Source organism: Acinetobacter sp. ANC 3929 (genome assembly GCF_000369405.1).
Lineage (GTDB): Bacteria > Pseudomonadota > Gammaproteobacteria > Pseudomonadales > Moraxellaceae > Acinetobacter.
Genome location: NZ_KB849999.1, coordinates 201,781 through 218,022 on the forward strand (window position 1 = coordinate 201,781; position 16,242 = coordinate 218,022).

14 protein-coding genes and 5 tRNA genes are annotated in these 16,242 nt (G+C 41.1%); 14 read left to right on the forward strand and 5 right to left on the reverse strand.

The features are described from left to right. Positions 1-122: 122 nt before the first annotated feature. On the reverse strand, positions 123-776 hold the full coding sequence (locus F909_RS11690; RefSeq protein WP_005150070.1) for a hypothetical protein: 654 nt from the start codon (positions 774-776) through the stop codon (positions 123-125). A gap of 279 nt (positions 777-1,055) precedes the next feature. Between F909_RS11690 and pilG the strand changes: the two genes are divergently transcribed. The 6 genes from pilG to F909_RS11660 all read left to right on the forward strand — a co-directional run bounded on the left by pilG (position 1,056) and on the right by F909_RS11660 (position 10,250). Further along, positions 1,056-1,439: a twitching motility response regulator PilG gene (gene pilG / locus F909_RS11685; protein WP_004652356.1), complete on the forward strand. Its 384-nt coding sequence runs from the start codon at positions 1,056-1,058 to the stop codon at positions 1,437-1,439. 20 nt (positions 1,440-1,459) lie between these two features. Then, positions 1,460-1,822, forward strand: coding sequence for a response regulator (locus F909_RS11680; protein WP_004652355.1), 363 nt, complete (start codon positions 1,460-1,462; stop codon positions 1,820-1,822). Between the two features lie 40 nt (positions 1,823-1,862). Continuing rightward, the gene (locus F909_RS11675; RefSeq protein ID WP_005150072.1) at positions 1,863-2,399 is read left to right on the forward strand and encodes a chemotaxis protein CheW; all 537 of its coding nucleotides are present in this window, start codon (positions 1,863-1,865) and stop codon (positions 2,397-2,399) included. Between the two features lie 46 nt (positions 2,400-2,445). After that, positions 2,446-4,530 (forward strand): methyl-accepting chemotaxis protein, encoded by a 2,085-nt coding sequence (locus F909_RS11670; RefSeq protein ID WP_005150074.1) that lies wholly within the window; start codon positions 2,446-2,448, stop codon positions 4,528-4,530. 157 nt (positions 4,531-4,687) lie between these two features. After that, entirely contained in the window at positions 4,688-9,781 is a 5,094-nt protein-coding gene (locus F909_RS11665; RefSeq protein WP_005150077.1) for an Hpt domain-containing protein, read from the forward strand. Positions 9,782-9,794: 13 nt separating this feature from the next. Beyond that, positions 9,795-10,250, forward strand: coding sequence for a hypothetical protein (locus F909_RS11660; RefSeq protein WP_005150080.1), 456 nt, complete (start codon positions 9,795-9,797; stop codon positions 10,248-10,250). A 49-nt stretch (positions 10,251-10,299) separates the two neighbouring features. Here F909_RS11660 and dapE read toward each other — a convergent pair whose 3' ends face one another. The 3 genes from dapE to F909_RS11645 all read right to left on the reverse strand — a co-directional run bounded on the left by dapE (position 10,300) and on the right by F909_RS11645 (position 12,679). Further along, positions 10,300-11,433 carry a succinyl-diaminopimelate desuccinylase gene (dapE, locus tag F909_RS11655; protein WP_005150082.1) on the reverse strand — a complete coding sequence of 378 codons (1,134 nt, stop codon included), beginning with the start codon at positions 11,431-11,433 and terminating at the stop codon, positions 10,300-10,302. Between the two features lie 123 nt (positions 11,434-11,556). Further along, positions 11,557-11,700, reverse strand: coding sequence for an entericidin A/B family lipoprotein (locus F909_RS11650; RefSeq protein WP_168926886.1), 144 nt, complete (start codon positions 11,698-11,700; stop codon positions 11,557-11,559). 121 nt (positions 11,701-11,821) lie between these two features. Next, positions 11,822-12,679: a DUF1853 family protein gene (locus F909_RS11645; protein ID WP_005150085.1), complete on the reverse strand. Its 858-nt coding sequence runs from the start codon at positions 12,677-12,679 to the stop codon at positions 11,822-11,824. 100 nt (positions 12,680-12,779) lie between these two features. On the opposite strand from F909_RS11645, the gene F909_RS11640 reads away from it, so the two are divergent. From F909_RS11640 to F909_RS11605, 8 genes are all read left to right on the forward strand, one after another. Continuing rightward, positions 12,780-13,145 (forward strand): YbaN family protein, encoded by a 366-nt coding sequence (locus F909_RS11640; protein WP_005150086.1) that lies wholly within the window; start codon positions 12,780-12,782, stop codon positions 13,143-13,145. Positions 13,146-13,487: 342 nt separating this feature from the next. After that, entirely contained in the window at positions 13,488-13,997 is a 510-nt protein-coding gene (gene elsL, locus F909_RS11635; RefSeq protein WP_005150089.1) for a cell wall-recycling L,D-carboxypeptidase ElsL, read from the forward strand. Between the two features lie 163 nt (positions 13,998-14,160). Next, positions 14,161-14,236, forward strand: a tRNA-Val gene (locus F909_RS11630). A gap of 22 nt (positions 14,237-14,258) precedes the next feature. Beyond that, a tRNA-Asp gene (locus tag F909_RS11625) sits at positions 14,259-14,335 on the forward strand. Between the two features lie 93 nt (positions 14,336-14,428). Then, positions 14,429-14,504, forward strand: a tRNA-Val gene (locus F909_RS11620). Positions 14,505-14,544: 40 nt separating this feature from the next. Continuing rightward, positions 14,545-14,621 (forward strand) — tRNA-Asp (locus tag F909_RS11615). A gap of 101 nt (positions 14,622-14,722) precedes the next feature. After that, a tRNA-Val gene (locus F909_RS11610) sits at positions 14,723-14,798 on the forward strand. 88 nt (positions 14,799-14,886) lie between these two features. Beyond that, on the forward strand, positions 14,887-15,369 hold the full coding sequence (locus F909_RS11605; protein WP_005150091.1) for a DUF2750 domain-containing protein: 483 nt from the start codon (positions 14,887-14,889) through the stop codon (positions 15,367-15,369). A 22-nt stretch (positions 15,370-15,391) separates the two neighbouring features. Here F909_RS11605 and F909_RS11600 read toward each other — a convergent pair whose 3' ends face one another. Next, complete coding sequence (locus F909_RS11600; protein WP_005150093.1) at positions 15,392-16,177, reverse strand: YdcF family protein; 786 nt, start codon at positions 16,175-16,177, stop codon at positions 15,392-15,394. Positions 16,178-16,242: the final 65 nt, after the last annotated feature.

Below are 16,242 nucleotides of genomic sequence, written 5' to 3' on the forward strand. Positions count from 1 at the left end.
TTGGCATTATGACATGAATCATTCAATTTCGCGCAGTATAAAGTACCGCAAAGACTGTAAATATTGGAATTGGTTAAAGATTAATGTCGAGATGGGAAAGCAATTTATTGAATATCGATAGCTTAAGTTGAACCCAGCGCATTTAAACGATTAATAATGTCGCTATATTCTACTTCGGTCTTGTGATAGGCATTGCGTAAGCTTTCAACGGTTTTTTTTACATTTTCAATATTTTGAGCGTTATTTTCCAGATTACTTTTAAGCTGTGCGGGCAGCATTTCGCCTTTACGGTGATATTCCATTTCTTGGCGTTTAAAACCAATTTTGTCCTTCTGTAATTGTTGCAATTGTTCTTGTTGATAGTTCAGCTGTTTTTTTAAGTTTGCTAAAATCTGATCTCGTTTCGCTGCTGCAATTTGCGGACTGCCATAGGCACGTTTTAGTTTCAGATCCTGTTCACGGCGACGAGCAACCGATTCTCGTTGAGAGGATTGCTGAGCATCGACGGTAGCATTATACGGCCGATTACGTTTGATCACTTGCATATTACGATCAAGTGCTTCATAACCATAGCGGATATGTTCTGGTGTGACTGAGGTGCTGACATTGGCAACTTTGTTTTTGTCATAATAACGATACCAAACAGCTTTAGACTGTTCAGTCGTTGCAAAAGATGAACTGCTCATAAATAGCAAAAGGAAAAAACAACAAATGTAAGTACGAGTAAGCGTTGTAAAGTGACGAATGCGGAAACCGCACTTTAACGAACCAGTCATTACATTCCCCGTAAAAAAGTTAATTAAATCACTTATTTTTAAATAATAATCAGTTGTATATTAGTGCTAATTTATACATTTAAAAATAGTTATCCAGCAAAAAAAATAGGAATTTAATTAAAAGTGTGAACTGTTTAGGATTGTTTAGAGAAACTGATAGATTGGTTCAAAAAACTTCATTGATAATGCAAGTAAAGATATGTTAAAAATATCAACTAATCTGTATAAAACAAATTAAACCAACCATAATTTGTATTGAGTATTGGGGCAGGACAATAAATGGAAGATAAATTTCAAAATTTAAAGGTGATGGTGATTGACGATTCAAAAACGATTCGCCGTACAGCTGAGACCTTGTTGCAACGTGAAGGTTGTGAGGTCATTACTGCTGTTGATGGCTTTGAAGCATTATCAAAAATCGCAGAAGCCAATCCAGATATCGTTTTTGTAGACATCATGATGCCTCGTTTAGACGGTTATCAAACCTGTGCATTAATTAAAAATTCTCTAAATTATCAAAATATTCCAGTGATTATGTTATCAAGCAAAGACGGTTTGTTTGATCAGGCTAAAGGGCGTGTTGTGGGGTCGGATGAATATTTAACCAAGCCATTTAGCAAAGATGAGCTGTTAAATGCGATTCGCAACCACGTTAGCGCATAAAATTAAAGATTGAGGAAAAAATGGCTCGTATACTTATTGTAGATGATTCACCTACTGAAACATTTCGCTTTAGAGAAATTTTGACGAAGCACGGTTATGACGTTATAGAAGCGACCAATGGTGCTGATGGGGTGACCATGGCGCAGGCAGAACTTCCTGACTTGGTGCTGATGGATGTAGTCATGCCAGGGATGAATGGTTTTCAGGCGACACGCCAAATCAGTAAAGGCAAAGACACACAGCATATTCCTGTTGTGATCGTTAGTACAAAAGATCAGGCTACAGATCGTGTATGGGGCAAGCGTCAAGGGGCTTGTGATTATTTGACCAAGCCGATTGATGAACAGCAGTTGATCGATGTCATTAAACAATTATTAAGTTAATTTTTTGCTCAAGATGAGCCTTCTCAATACGGGATAGGGTATGGCAGCAAATGGATTTATCGAATTGCTTCGCTTATCCAAGCGAGGTAACAAGCAATACACTGCAACTCAAAATGAAGTCAGCCGTTGGTCTGGTATTGCATTTGAGATGTTGGGGCAATATTTTGTTGCGCCTTTAGGGGAAATTTCAGAGGTCATTTATCCTCCGAAATATACACCTGTACCAAATACTCAGGCGTGGGTACGTGGTTTGGCCAATATTCGTGGACGACTACTTTCGGTTTCTGATTTAACACATTTTATTTCAGGGCAACGAAGTCAGTTTTCCCCGACGCAAAAAGTTATTTGTATTAGCCATCAGGACCATTATGTGGGGTTGGTCGTTGATCAGGTTTTGGGAATTCAGCACTTTAATAAGAAGAGTTTTTTCTCCCAAAATAATGAGTTGGACAATAAATTGAAAGATTATTGCCAAGGTCATTTCCATCAACATAATCAACAATGGCATGTATTTTTATTGAGTCGTTTGTTAAACAATCCTCAGTACATGAATGCATCAATAAAATTTATAAACTAATTTAATACGCTACGGAAGATAAACGCGTATTTGGGGAGAAGCTGATATGGGCTTTAAACTTAAAAAAAAGAACGGCAATGGCGATAGTGCAGGGCTGAAAAAAGGCGGTGTGTTCTTAGATAATATTCGAACACAGCTTGACCAGTTTTCACGCTTATTCGGTGAAACTGAGAAATCAAAACCGATTATCTATCGTGCTTTAATTGCGTTGGCCCTTGCAGTCATCCTCTTAATATACTTATTCGTTAGCGTACCGCGTTCGAATCAATTGACTCGTAGTTTGGGTGAGTTGCGTTTGTTATCGCAAACGATTTCACGTCAAGCGACTGAAGCAACGGCCTCTGGTACGCCAGAAGCAATGAAAAAATTGGTTGAGTCAGAAAAGCAGTTTGCTGAAAACTTAGACACAGTTGAAAGTGTCTATGGTAAAGGCTCAGATGAATATAAAAAGGTGAGTGGGCTTTGGGACAATGTCTCAAAGAATATTGATCTGATTGCATCGCAACAAAAAGTCATTAACCAACTTTACGATACCAACATCTCGATCAGTGAAACGATTCCTGAAATTCAGGCGGAATATAACTTGATGGTCGACCAGATGGTTCGTGAAAACATGCCAAGTAGTCAGGTAATTATCACCAAAAACCAAGTGTTCATTGCAGAACGTATTTTGCGTTCAATCAACTCGGTGCTGGTTGGTACAGACAACTCTAGCGTGTCAGCAAATGACTTTGGTGCCGATATTGATACCTTTGGTGTTTATCTGAATGCACAATTAAACGGTAGCTCTGAGCTTGGTGTAGACCGTATTAGTTCTTCTGCTTTACGTGAATCAGTCGATAGCATCAAATCTGATTATGACGCTGTATTGAAATCTGCGGCAGCAACCGTATTGCAAAACGCCAACCAGATTGTTCGCGTACGTCAGGCATCTTCACAAATTTTCTCTCAGTCTGATGCACTTTTGACATCCTTGAATGATTTGTCGAATAAAGCAGAAGGCGGTTGGGGTAACGTAATCGCAGGTATTGTGCTGATTGGTGCTTTAGGTTTACTTGTATTTTCTGCACTACAATTACTTGCACTACGTAGTAATACTGATAAAGAGCGTGTGACACGCTTACAAGATGAATATGACCGTAACCAGAACGCGATTTTACGTTTACTGGATGAGATTGCCGACTTAGCGGACGGTGACTTGCGTTCATATGCAACGGTATCGGAAGACTTTACGGGTGCGATTGCCGACTCGATTAACTTCGCGATTGACCAGTTACGTGACCTTGTATCTCGAATTACAGATACTTCGCAAGAAGTTGCACGTTATACTCAAGATACGCAAAGCATTACCAACCAGTTGGCGGAAGCTTCTGAACATCAGGCGCAAGAAATTGCAGGCGCATCTGCGGCGATGAACGAAATGGCATTGTCGATTGACCAAGTATCTGCCAACGCTTCTGAGTCTGCTGATGTAGCACAACGTTCGGTACAAATTGCAACCAATGGTGCGCAAGTGGTAAACCGTTCGATTGAAGGTATGGATCACATTCGTGAACAGATTCAAGAGACTTCAAAACGTATTAAACGTTTGGGTGAATCTTCGCAGGAGATTGGTAACATCGTCTCGTTGATTAACGATATTGCCGACCAAACTAACATCTTGGCATTAAATGCTGCAATTCAAGCATCGATGGCAGGTGAAGCGGGTCGTGGTTTCGCGGTCGTAGCGGATGAAGTACAACGTCTTGCAGAACGTTCTGCATCAGCAACCAAACAGATCGAGAGCTTAGTAAAAACCATTCAAACAGATACCAACGAAGCTGTAATTTCAATGGAACAAACCACGTCGGAAGTTGTACGTGGTGCGAACTTGGCAAAAGATGCGGGGATTGCACTGGATGAAATTCAGACTGTATCGGGTGACTTGGCAAAACTGATTGCAAGCATTTCGGATGCAGCAAAACTTCAGTCTGCTTCTGCCAGTCATATTGCCACAACGATGAATGTCGTGCAGGAAATTACTTCACAAACGACAACTGCAACGTTTGATACAGCGCGCTCAGTTTCTGAGTTGGCAAATATGGCTGAATCATTACGTGAATCAGTAACTGACTTTAAGTTACCTGATTAAACCGAATTGGAAAGGCAGATGGGGGTGTCTCTCTTTCCATTTATTTTAGAGATGTTGGATATCTCAACAAGGTGATGGCGAAATGGAACTACATCTTGTGTGATAGATATACGTAATTTTTACCCACGATTGGTGGATAAAAACGAAAGAAGCAGCTATGAAACAAATATTAAAAACGTTAGTTGAAACGATGACGCTTCCTGAAGACAGTTATCTTGAACAAGATGCAGAGATTCTTGAAATTTTTATTGAAGAATTAGATGAAATCTTTGTTGAGTTAGAACCATTATTAGTTCAATGGACGGAACAGCCACATCAGCAAGATGTGCTTACAGATATTCGTCGCCATTTCCATACGCTGAAAGGCTCTGGAAGAATGGTGGGGGCGAAGTCGTCTGGAGAGTTGGCGTGGACGGTTGAAGATACTTTAAATCGTGTCATTGCAGGTACGATTACCTTAAATACCGATATCCAACGCTATATACAAGCAGTTTTTAATCTTTACCGTTTTAAACTGATTCATGATTTTAAAGCAGTTCAAAGTCATCTGATCGATTTCAGACCACTGGTTTTATTGGGACAACAATTACAACAACAGCAAAGTCCTGAGCCGGCATTGGCCGAGTTATTTAAACTTGCTACTGATCTGACACATGACGATGTACTGACAGGTCTTGAATGGACTGATGCAGAAACAGTTGAAGAAACAGCAACTGACGTCCCTGCAATCGAAGCCCTACCTGCTGATACAATAGTTCATACGGATGATGAGGTACTTGCGAAGGAAACTTTGGCCATCTTCTTGGAAGAAGCCGAAGAACATCTTGCCACGATTGATCAATTCTTGGTGAATGAACGTCCAAGTAATGATCAATATAATACACTGATTCGAGCATTGCATACCCTGCGTGGTAGTTCTGCTATGGCACATGTTGATCATGTATTTGAGGCCAGCTCAAAAGTTGAGAATCTGTTTAAAACATTATTACAAGAAGAATTGGATTCAAGTTCAGATGAAACCGCCTTACTCACGCATTATGCTCAATTCGTGCGTGATTATTTACATACATTGAAACAGCAGGGTACACAGCAGAAATTTGATGAAATCTATGCAACCTTCAATGTTGCGTGGGATAGCTACGATTTCCAATTAGAAGAAAAGAATGGGACGACTGTCCGACCGCAAGGTTTGGTTTCTGAGTTACTCGAGCTCAATATTAATGATCTCTTAGACGTCGAGTTTGATTTTGAAAAACGTGCACGTCATGAGTTTCCTCAATATATTCAGCTACTCAGTCAGCAAACTGAGACCTTGTTGCAGCATACCCATCACCATGCAACCATTGGCATGTATCAATATACCAGTCAGTTGCGTTCTAGCTATCAAGATATTCTCTTTAAGCCAAGCCTACTTAATCTTGATTATGCATTTGAGCTTTATCATCAAGTCCATCAACAGTTTATCCAACTGTTTGATACCTTGGCGGCAGGACAGCGTGTTACCTTAAGCAAAGCGCATGAACTTGTTTTGAATGAATTAAGTTCATTCACGCAACAAAATGTTGAGTCTCTGGAAACACCTGCTGTTGAAGTGACTGAGGCCGTTGAAGAGAAAAATACAGTTGAACTTCAACAACAGGCAACTACGCCTGTTATTGCCAGCACCGATTTAGCCGCTCAATTTGCTTTAGATAAGCAACAGTTACAGTCGGATGATGCGAATCGAGACTTTGATCCTGATCTATTGGATATCTTCCTTGAGGAAGCTGATGAATTACTGGGTGGGATTGATACTGATCTGAATACATGGACTGCGGACCATCAAAATATCAATGCCTTGAAAAATTTGATGCGCTATTTGCACACCTTAAAAGGTGGTTCAAATATGATCCAAGCGCGTCATATTGGTTTGATTGCGCATGAATTAGAAACCATTTATGAAAAGTTGATCAACCAACAGATTCAGGCATCACCACAACTGATTGCTACGATTCGTTCAGTGCAAGATGATATTGCTGATCGAATTCAGACCATTCGTGATCAAAAAATTGATTATCCATCAACGCATACTTTAACTGTTCTAGCTGACTTAGCCCAAACAGTGCCTGCTGCTAATCTGGCTGAAACTGAATCTGAAAGCATAGACGTAGAAGATCAGTTTGAATCCATTCAAGACGATACTATAGAAGCAGAAACGATTGTTTCTGCGGCACCTGTTCAACTTGAAGCATCATCATCTACCACGATTGATGTCACTGCATTCGCTGCTCAGTTGGCTCTGGATAAGCAACAGTTACAATCCAGTGATGCAAACCGAGACTTTGATCCAGACTTATTGGATATCTTCTTAGAAGAAGCCGATGAGTTGATGGGTGGAATTGATGCCGATCTCAATACATGGACTGGTGATCATCAGAATATCAATGCCTTAAAGAATTTGATGCGTTATTTGCACACCCTTAAAGGTGGTTCAAATATGATTCAAGCGCGTCATATTGGTTTGATTGCACATGAATTGGAAACGATTTATGAAAAGCTGATCAACCAACAGATTCAGGCAACGCCACAACTGATTGCGATTATTCGTTTAGTCCAAGATGATATTGCCGATCGTATTCAAACCATTCGTGATCAGCAAATAGATTATCCATCAACCCATGTGGTGCAGCTACTTCAACAGGCAGATCAAGCCGTTGTTTCAGCTACTGTTGAACCTGTACTTGACACTGTAGACAAACTGGAAACGGCTGAAACTGAGACACTCGAGACTCAAACGGAAACTCTTGAACTGGTCGAAGCTGGAATTGAAGTACAGTTGACAGCACTTGAAGAGCAAGTCAACAGCGTTGATGTCGAAGAGGACGTGCTGGAAGATACTACAGCAACTCAAACGGTTGAGACAGAGACAGTATCGGCTGAAGATGATGTTCGCTCTCTGGTTGAACAAACCTTCCTTGAAGAAGCGGAAGAGTTAATAGAGCAGGCCCAAGGCTTATTAAAACAATGGTTTGATCAACGCGGTAACCGTAGTTTACTGTTGCAGTTACAGCGTAATGCCCACAGTCTTAAGGGTGGGGCGCGTATGGCAGAAATGGATGCAATTGCCATTATTGCCTACCACCTAGAAAATGCTTTCGAGCAATTTGGTGTACATCATTTCAACTCGAATGTGTATGACAATCTGCTGAACACTGCATTTGCATGGCTTGAGGATGCAATCTCTAAACGCCAATATGCGAACTTTGATGGTTTAAAACAAAGTTTAGAGAAGATGGAGTTTGTGGACGTTTCTGCACAACTGCCACAGAAGCTTTCTGCGAAAGATATCTTTACCCCTGACTATACAATGGAGTTTGTTCAGGGTGATGGTACTGAGCCACCGTCAATGCTCGGCGAGTGGGAAACTACAGAACGCATTGAACAGAATAATGAAATGATCCGTGTTTCTGCTGACGTCATCGAGAAGATGATTGATTTGTCAGGAGAGAATGCGATCAACCGTTCACGTATCGAGATGGACTTAGGTCAGTTAGGCGGTACCTTGACGGAAATGGAATTGGCGATCAAGCGTTTGGCCGATCAGTTACGCCGAATGGAAGGTGAGCTAGAAAGTCAGATTATTGCGCGCCATGGTGGTGAGAATTCGCGTTATGCAGACTTTGACCCATTGGAAATGGACCAATATTCATCGTTGAATCAATTGTCCAAGTCTTTGGCTGAGTCTGCATCAGATTTGGTTGACTTCAAAACTACACTGTCTGAAAAGATTCGTGATACCGAAGGTTTGTTATTACAGCAGTCTCGTATCCAAGCTGAAATTCAAGAAAGTTTGATGCGGACCCGTCTGGTGCCATTCTCACGCCTATTGCCGCGTTTACAACGGATCGTGCGCCAAACAGCTTCAACGTTAAACCGTCCAACAGAGTTGGTGGTCAATAATACCGAAGGTGAATTAGACCGCAGTATTCTTGAGCGTTTGGTGTCACCATTTGAGCATATGTTACGTAACGCGATTGACCACGGCATTGAAGATCGTGAGCAACGTTTACAGGCACAAAAGCCAGAAACTGGGCATATCGTACTGAACATTGGCCGTCAAGGCACGGATGTTGTCGTGACCTTTAGTGACGATGGTAAAGGGATTGATGTTAACCGCATTAAAGAAAAAGCCTTACAAACGGGTTTGATGACCAAAGATCAGAAGTTGGATCAGGAAGAAATTCTACAATTTATCTTCCATCCAGGCTTTAGTACCGCAGCACAAGTCACTCAAATTTCTGGACGTGGTGTCGGTCTGGATGTGGTGCAAAGTGATATTAAAACCTTGGGTGGTCACGTTAGTGTCGACTCAACTTTAGGCAAAGGAACGACCTTTACCATTCGTGTTCCAACCACCGTGGCAGTAAGCGATGCCTTGATGGTAAAAGCAGGCGACCAACAATTTGCTTTCCCATTGGCACAGATCGATCGTATTGTCCGTATTTCGCCAATGGCATTAGAGCAGTACTTCGATAGTCAAGAAGACTACTTCAGTATTGACCAAGAACGCTATCGTTTACGTTATTTGTCGGAGTTTGTTGCAGGGCAGCCAATTCCACGCTTGAGCGGTGTAGTTCACTCATTACCTGTGCTGTTGATTAAAGGTGCGCAAGGTCAAACCACAGCCTTGCTAGTCGACCAACTGATTGGTTCACGAGGCCAAATTGTGGTTAAACCTGTTGGTCAACAGTTCTCAAGTATTGGGGTCATTGCGGGTGCAACGATTCTCGGTGATGGTCAAGTCTGTTTGATTCTAGATGGTCAAAACATTGCTCGACAAGCACAGTCGACTGCCCGCAGTAAACAAGCGGATGAGACTTATACTAAGCAGCGTTATGATGAGCGTCGTCTGATTATGATTGTCGATGACTCGGTAACGGTACGTAAGGTGACATCACGGTTGCTAGAACGTCAAGGTTATGATGTGGTGACTGCGAAAGATGGTGTTGATGCCATCGAACAACTTGAGACGATTAAGCCAGATCTGATGTTGCTGGATATCGAGATGCCGCGTATGGATGGCTTTGAAGTATCGAATCTGGTACGACACCATGAAATACACCGAGATCTACCAATCATTATGATTACATCACGTACGGGTGAGAAGCATCGTGAACGTGCATTATCGCTCGGTGTAAACCAATATATGGGTAAACCATTCCAAGAAGAGGCACTTTTGGAAAATATTGAAAGCTTACTGGCTGTGCGCTAAGAGGTGAAAAATAATGGCTAAGAAAAGCGCAAATTCGACACTGGGGCAGATTGACCAGCAAGAGTTGCAACATTTAATCACGGTTTCAACGGGATTTATTGATGCATATATTATTCAATGCCATCAAAAAGTGCCGATGCTGTTACCACAAAATATTGTGCTATCAGCAATGGATACACAAACCAATGTAGATCATATCGAATGGCATGATCTCAAACTTCCTGTCTATGCGGTGAATGATCCGAAGCAGAAACAAGGGGTTGCATTGGTGATTGAAGGGGATGATGTTTCTGAGCGATTTGCCCTTGTCTGTAATGAGATGCCTGAATCGATTCGTGTGCGTATTTCGGAGATTGTGGATGAAGAGCGCGAAGCCGATGACGATAAAGTCTTTAAATATGTAAAAATGGGTGAACATGAATTCTATGTTCCCCATCTGCAAAATATACAGACCCAACTTGGGTTGTAATAAAAAAGGAGCTCATTTGAGTTCCTTTTTTATTGATATGTTTTTATTTTTAAGCAAGCAGCTCGATTAAGATCTGTTCATAGATTTCAGCCAATGGTTCAAGCTCTGCCACATTGACATGCTCATTGATCTGATGAATCGTGGCATTCAATACGCCTAATTCAAGCACTTGTGCGCCTGTGGGTGCAATAAAGCGGCCATCTGACGTTCCACCGCTGGTTGAAAGTACAGTATCAATGCCCGTGACACTTTTAATTGCAGTTTTTGCTGCATTCACCAATTCACCGACAGGGGTGAGGAATGGCAAACCCGATAAAGTCCACTGAATATCATAATTCAGTTGATGCTTGTCTAAGGTCTCAAGTACACGCTGTTTTAAGATATCAGCAGTGACTTCGGTTGAATAACGGAAGTTGAAAGTGACTTTTAAGGTGCCGGGAATAACGTTGGTTGCGCCTGTGCCTGCTTGAATATTGGAAATTTGAAATGAAGTTGCAGGGAAATATTCATTGCCATTGTCCCAGAGAGTTTCACACAATTCATTGATGGCTTTAGAAGCAGAGTGAATTGGGTTTTCAGCTAGATGTGGATAGGCAACATGACCTTGCTTACCATGAACAGTAAGTACGGCATTTAAAGAGCCACGACGACCATTCTTGACGATATCACCCAATTGATTTGTGCTCGATGGTTCACCCACCAAACACCAAGTCATCTTTTCATTACGCGCTTCTAATGTTTCCACGACTTTAACGGTACCGTTAATCGATGGGCCTTCTTCATCAGAGGTGATCAGATAGGCGATCGAGCCTTTATGATTTGGATGCTTTGCAACAAAGCGTTCAGATGCAACGACCATTGCAGCCAAAGCTGTTTTCATGTCCGCTGAACCACGACCATACAACTTACCATCGCGAATGCTCGGCAGGAATGGATCTGAATTCCATGCATCTAAATGGCCAGTGGGTACCACATCAGTATGTCCTGCAAAGCAGAATACTGGATTTTCAGTACCGCGACGTGCCCATAAATTATCAACATCTTCAAAACGCATGTGTTCGATATTAAAGCCAATCTTTGCCAATCGTTCAGCCATGATGTTCTGACAATCATGGTCTACAGGAGTAACAGAAGGTTGACGTAGGAGTTGTAAACTAAGTTCAAGCGTATCGGAATGGTTCATGCGAGATGTTGCTAAATCTGGTGAAATGTGAACCGATATAATAGGGGAATATGCAGCAGAAAGGTATGGAAAAATAAACCTTATCTAGGTTTAGATAAGGTTTTGGTAAGTTGCTTTCAGGGATTACATTTTATTTTGTGTTTTCTCCGCAGTTTGTGTGACTTTATCACCTGCCTTAGACACATCTTTACCAATACCTTTGAATGTATTACAGCCAGTTAAAACAAAAGCAGTCATGATTGAAGCAACTAAAATTTTTTTCATCATCGTCTCCATTTCAATTTAATTATGATGTACTTAAGAGGCTAAAAAAGTTAACAGGAAATGACCATGTGGGTTTGATGGTAGATATGTTATAAAATGTTAATTTGTAGAATAATAATTCACTTTATTGCATAAATAAAAGTGAAGGTTGGCGAAACATATAAAAAGTACAGGTGGGAGTCTTTTGATAATAAAGCCCATTGGTCCACCAGACTGCTGTTTCTGATGAAGGCTCTAAATCAGGACAGAGCCATTCATGCCGTTGCAAGCGATAATAAGGTGTTTGCGGGATGAATGTCCCCCATTGCCCTAAACGTCGTGATGCATTGATCCAAGAGGGTAAATTTAAGTTATTTTGCTCTTGGGGGAGATAGAGTTGGCCTTTCATCACGGCAAACTTTCTTTGAATGTGATGATGATTGGCTTCTGAAAACTGGAATTGACGTTCAGTAAAATGTTTTAATTTTCGATGCAGGGTATCTTCTCGGTTTAGGCCGTACCATTCCGCTAAATCTAATTTGTTTTCACCTAGGTAATATTTTAAAGCCACTTCCCAGTGTTCAATTTCATCTGTCTGTGTATTCAGTACAACAAAATCAAGTTCACCTAAGGTCACGGCACCTGCAATTTTTTGGATACTATGCCCTAACAGTTGATAAGGATGGTAAGCATCATCTTGTAGCCAAAACCACAATAAATTTTCAAAACGCAAACCGAGGCGTGTACTTTTTAATTGTGCAAGAAAATCAATCAGTGGCTGGGGCTGCTGATCGAGCTGCTTCAATCTCTGTTCATAGTTTTGGTAATGGCTGTGCCAAATCGAATCGTGATGAAGTTCAAAATGATGCTTTACATTCAGGTCATTGGGAATTTGAGCCAAAATATTAGGACTGGCAATACAAAACGCTAAATGCCGCACGATAGGATGCTTAAACTGTAACCACGGTTCAAAATAACTGGAAGTGGCAATCAGATTAGACATGAATTAACTCAATCATTGAAATAATAAGTGAAGTTTAAGAAAGAACGATAAAAACGCTTTATACTAGCACGGTTGTAAATCGGTGTTGGTTAATTGCTCAATGAAAACATTATTCTGGCGTAGTTTAGTCGTGATTTTTATTACGTTAGGAATTATTGGGGCAATTCTACCGGGGATGCCAACCACTGTATTTCTGATTTTGGCAGCATGGGCTGCTTCGAAAGGCTGGCCTGAAATGGATGCATGGTTATTGAATCATCCTAAATATGGTCCGACCTTACGCAATTGGCGCGAACATGGCACGGTTCCTCGCAAAGCAAAATGGATCGCCAGTATCATGATGTTGATTAGCGGTATCTTAATGCTATTTACCAATGCGCCATTTTGGGTAAAAGTCTTTACTGATGTCACTATGTTTATCGTTGCTGTGTGGTTGTGGTTAAGACCCGAGCCTGAGCGAGGATAAACAAAGCAACGCTTTGTCCGAGTGCAAGACGAGAACTATGTTCGAGTAAATACGTTAAGAAAGTAACGCTCTTGCGGAATATATTCCTCATGCACAAGACCTTACGCCAAATATGGCTCATATGCCGCGAGTGGCGAGTTAAGAAAAGAAATCCTTTGTTCTGAGAGTTGATTAAAGTACTGCTTTTCGCCGATCCAAAAAGGTCTGAGCAAGATCAAATCATGCCGCATTATTTTGTTTCTATATTTAAAACCAGCGAGCAATGAAAACTACCTAAAAATACAAGAAAAAGATTGCGGTCTATGTTGAAATAAAACTGTTCTATCATCTATCGAGATAAAAATGAGCTATACCCTAGATCAGGCAGACATCGTCATTGATTTAGCAAAACAAACCTTACATTTGCCAAAACATAATAAATTTTATGTGATCTCTTCTGGTAAGAACGGTATTGGCGAACAAGAAAATAGTGGTAAGACTCCAAGAGGTTGGCATCAGATTGCACAAAAAATTGGGGGAGATGCGCCTAAAAATGCCGTCTTTATTGCACGTCAGCTTACAGGCGAAGTGTATAACCAACAATTAGCACAACAATTTCCACAACGAGATTGGATTTTATCTCGTATCTTATGGTTGGATGGTTTAGAGAACGGTTTTAATCATGGGGAAGGGTGTGACACTTTTAAGCGTTATATCTATATTCATGGTACACCAGATACAGAACCGATGGGCATCCCGATGTCGCATGGCTGTATTCGGATGAAGAATGATGAAATTCTTGAATTGTATGAACTCGTTTCTGAGCAAGCTGTGGTTTATATTTCTGAACAAGCCTTGGAAAATAATGCATGAAAATGCAAATAAGTGCTTAAATAAAATACGGAAATGTTGATTTTTTCAAAGAATTACTTATTTTTTAATCATTCGTGCGGTTTTTTAGGAAAACAGTGGCAAAAGCGTTTGACAGGCTGTAAAGATTCTCTATAATGCACCTCACAAACGATGAAGACGTTAAGGGCGCTTAGCTCAGTTGGTAGAGCGTCTGCCTTACAAGCAGAATGTCGGCGGTTCGATCCCGTCAGCGCCCACCAGCCTTTACGTTAAAACTCAAGTGCAGCGGTAGTTCAGTTGGTTAGAATATCGGCCTGTCACGCCGAGGGTCGCGGGTTCGAGCCCCGTCCGCTGCGCCACTTAAATTTGCAAGAATGAACACCTTGGGATACAAGATGATAATTTTTATCTTGCGTCATAAAGATTGATAGTTAGTCAGTTTTTATTCCTTAGGGCGCTTAGCTCAGTTGGTAGAGCGTCTGCCTTACAAGCAGAATGTCGGCGGTTCGATCCCGTCAGCGCCCACCATAATTTGTGACATTTACTTCTTACTATGAAGTAATCCAGTGCAGCGGTAGTTCAGTTGGTTAGAATATCGGCCTGTCACGCCGAGGGTCGCGGGTTCGAGCCCCGTCCGCTGCGCCATTCTCTTGATTCCCTGTTCAAGAGGGTGATAATGTAAGACACTACGCACTCCGTTTGTCTTGCGTCATAAAAATTGATATTCAATCAATTTTTATTCCTCAGGGCGCTTAGCTCAGTTGGTAGAGCGTCTGCCTTACAAGCAGAATGTCGGCGGTTCGATCCCGTCAGCGCCCACCATATCTCTCTTCAAATCTTAGATCATTGTAATCCATACAAAGTTATTCTATGATTAGCGTCAATAATGATTCTAATATTGAAGTACTTTATGAGAAATCCATATCAACGCAAGGCTGCGTCGAAATCTCAAACTACACCTTCTGGTTCTTCACTCAAAGACGCTTATCGTCAGTTTATTCAAAATATTATTATGCAACGCCATGTGATTGCGCTTTATCATGAGGGGTGGGCTTTATGCTCAACACCATCAGGACAGCATGCGCTATCAGTCTGGCAGAATAAAAGTCTGGCAAAATTACTGATTAAAGATAATTGGGCACAATACGAAATTCAGGAAGTGCCCTTACTGGCTTTTATTGAAAAGTTGATTCCATTTTTAAAAGAAAATAATACGATTTTATCTTTAGATTTAACCCCAGAGGGAAATAATCTGTTGGTTTCCCCTGATGCGTTATTATTGGATATTAAGAATTTTTTATATCAAGTTTATTTACAACGCCCAGATGTATTTGCTGAGTTAAAACTACCATTACCACGTGATATTCGTTTGCATAACTCAGCATCATCCTGAAATTGAAAGAATAATCTCTCAATCAATACTCATTTAAGAACCAACCACTGGCATAGGCAAAGTATTCTCTTAACCATGCGTTATAACGTGTCGCCAAAGGTGTGGTTGCACCCAGCATGGTGATATTGCGATAGCCTTGTTTCTTGGCAATTGCTGAGGCGCGTAGGGTATGGAAATCACTCGTCACAATTGCAATTGGCTGTTGAATATTGATGTGTTGTGCTTGCAATAAGGTCTGACTATTTTTGAGATTTAGCTCAGTGCTGGTGCTTTTATCTTCCAAAATGATTTGTGATGCAGGAATGCGATAGTGCTGTTGTACGTAACGTGACATCACCACGGCTTCGCTATCAGTTTCACCAAAATCAATACCACCTGTCATGACTAATTTTGCTTGAGGCTGAGCTAAAGCAAGAGGTGCAGCACGATCTAGACGTTTTGCGAGTGTTGCAGATGGTTGTCCTTTTTCCACGCCACTGCCAAGTACGATAATCGCTTTAACTGCAGGGATGTTTTGAGTTTTGGCATTATTATCTGAAAGATAATCAAAGAAATAGCCTAAGCTAATGACCCAAATCCAGAAACACAGCCAACCGAAACGCCAGATTGAATGCAAACGGAAATGATAGAAAAAGAAACGTTCAATATGATAATAGAAATAAGCATAGAGACAGAAAAATAGCCCAAGTAGCAGTGGCAGTACGGTTCCGATATGAATCTTTTTAAAAGCGATCAGAATTGCGCCATCTAAGAACAGCACTGAACCGATAAGGGCTAAAACAATACGAACCCATGAACTTATTTGCATAATCTTAATTGTGTCGATTTGAACCGTGCTAAGTGTATGCAAAATTCTAAGAAAGGCAAATTCTC

Bases quoted from the DNA above. Each gene is read 5' to 3' on its own strand.
- F909_RS11640 (WP_005150086.1), top strand. From the start codon at position 12,780: ATGAAAACATTATTCTGGCGTAGTTTAGTCGTGATTTTTATTACGTTA.
- F909_RS11690 (WP_005150070.1), bottom strand. From the start codon at position 776: ATGACTGGTTCGTTAAAGTGCGGTTTCCGCATTCGTCACTTTACAACG.
- F909_RS11675 (WP_005150072.1), top strand. From the start codon at position 1,863: ATGGCAGCAAATGGATTTATCGAATTGCTTCGCTTATCCAAGCGAGGT.
- F909_RS11670 (WP_005150074.1), top strand. From the start codon at position 2,446: ATGGGCTTTAAACTTAAAAAAAAGAACGGCAATGGCGATAGTGCAGGG.
- pilG (WP_004652356.1), top strand. From the start codon at position 1,056: ATGGAAGATAAATTTCAAAATTTAAAGGTGATGGTGATTGACGATTCA.
- F909_RS11650 (WP_168926886.1), bottom strand. From the start codon at position 11,700: ATGATGAAAAAAATTTTAGTTGCTTCAATCATGACTGCTTTTGTTTTA.
- F909_RS11645 (WP_005150085.1), bottom strand. From the start codon at position 12,679: ATGTCTAATCTGATTGCCACTTCCAGTTATTTTGAACCGTGGTTACAG.
- F909_RS11600 (WP_005150093.1), bottom strand. From the start codon at position 16,177: ATGCAAATAAGTTCATGGGTTCGTATTGTTTTAGCCCTTATCGGTTCA.
- F909_RS11680 (WP_004652355.1), top strand. From the start codon at position 1,460: ATGGCTCGTATACTTATTGTAGATGATTCACCTACTGAAACATTTCGC.
- dapE (WP_005150082.1), bottom strand. From the start codon at position 11,433: ATGAACCATTCCGATACGCTTGAACTTAGTTTACAACTCCTACGTCAA.
- F909_RS11665 (WP_005150077.1), top strand. From the start codon at position 4,688: ATGAAACAAATATTAAAAACGTTAGTTGAAACGATGACGCTTCCTGAA.
- F909_RS11660 (WP_005150080.1), top strand. From the start codon at position 9,795: ATGGCTAAGAAAAGCGCAAATTCGACACTGGGGCAGATTGACCAGCAA.
- F909_RS11605 (WP_005150091.1), top strand. From the start codon at position 14,887: ATGAGAAATCCATATCAACGCAAGGCTGCGTCGAAATCTCAAACTACA.
- elsL (WP_005150089.1), top strand. From the start codon at position 13,488: ATGAGCTATACCCTAGATCAGGCAGACATCGTCATTGATTTAGCAAAA.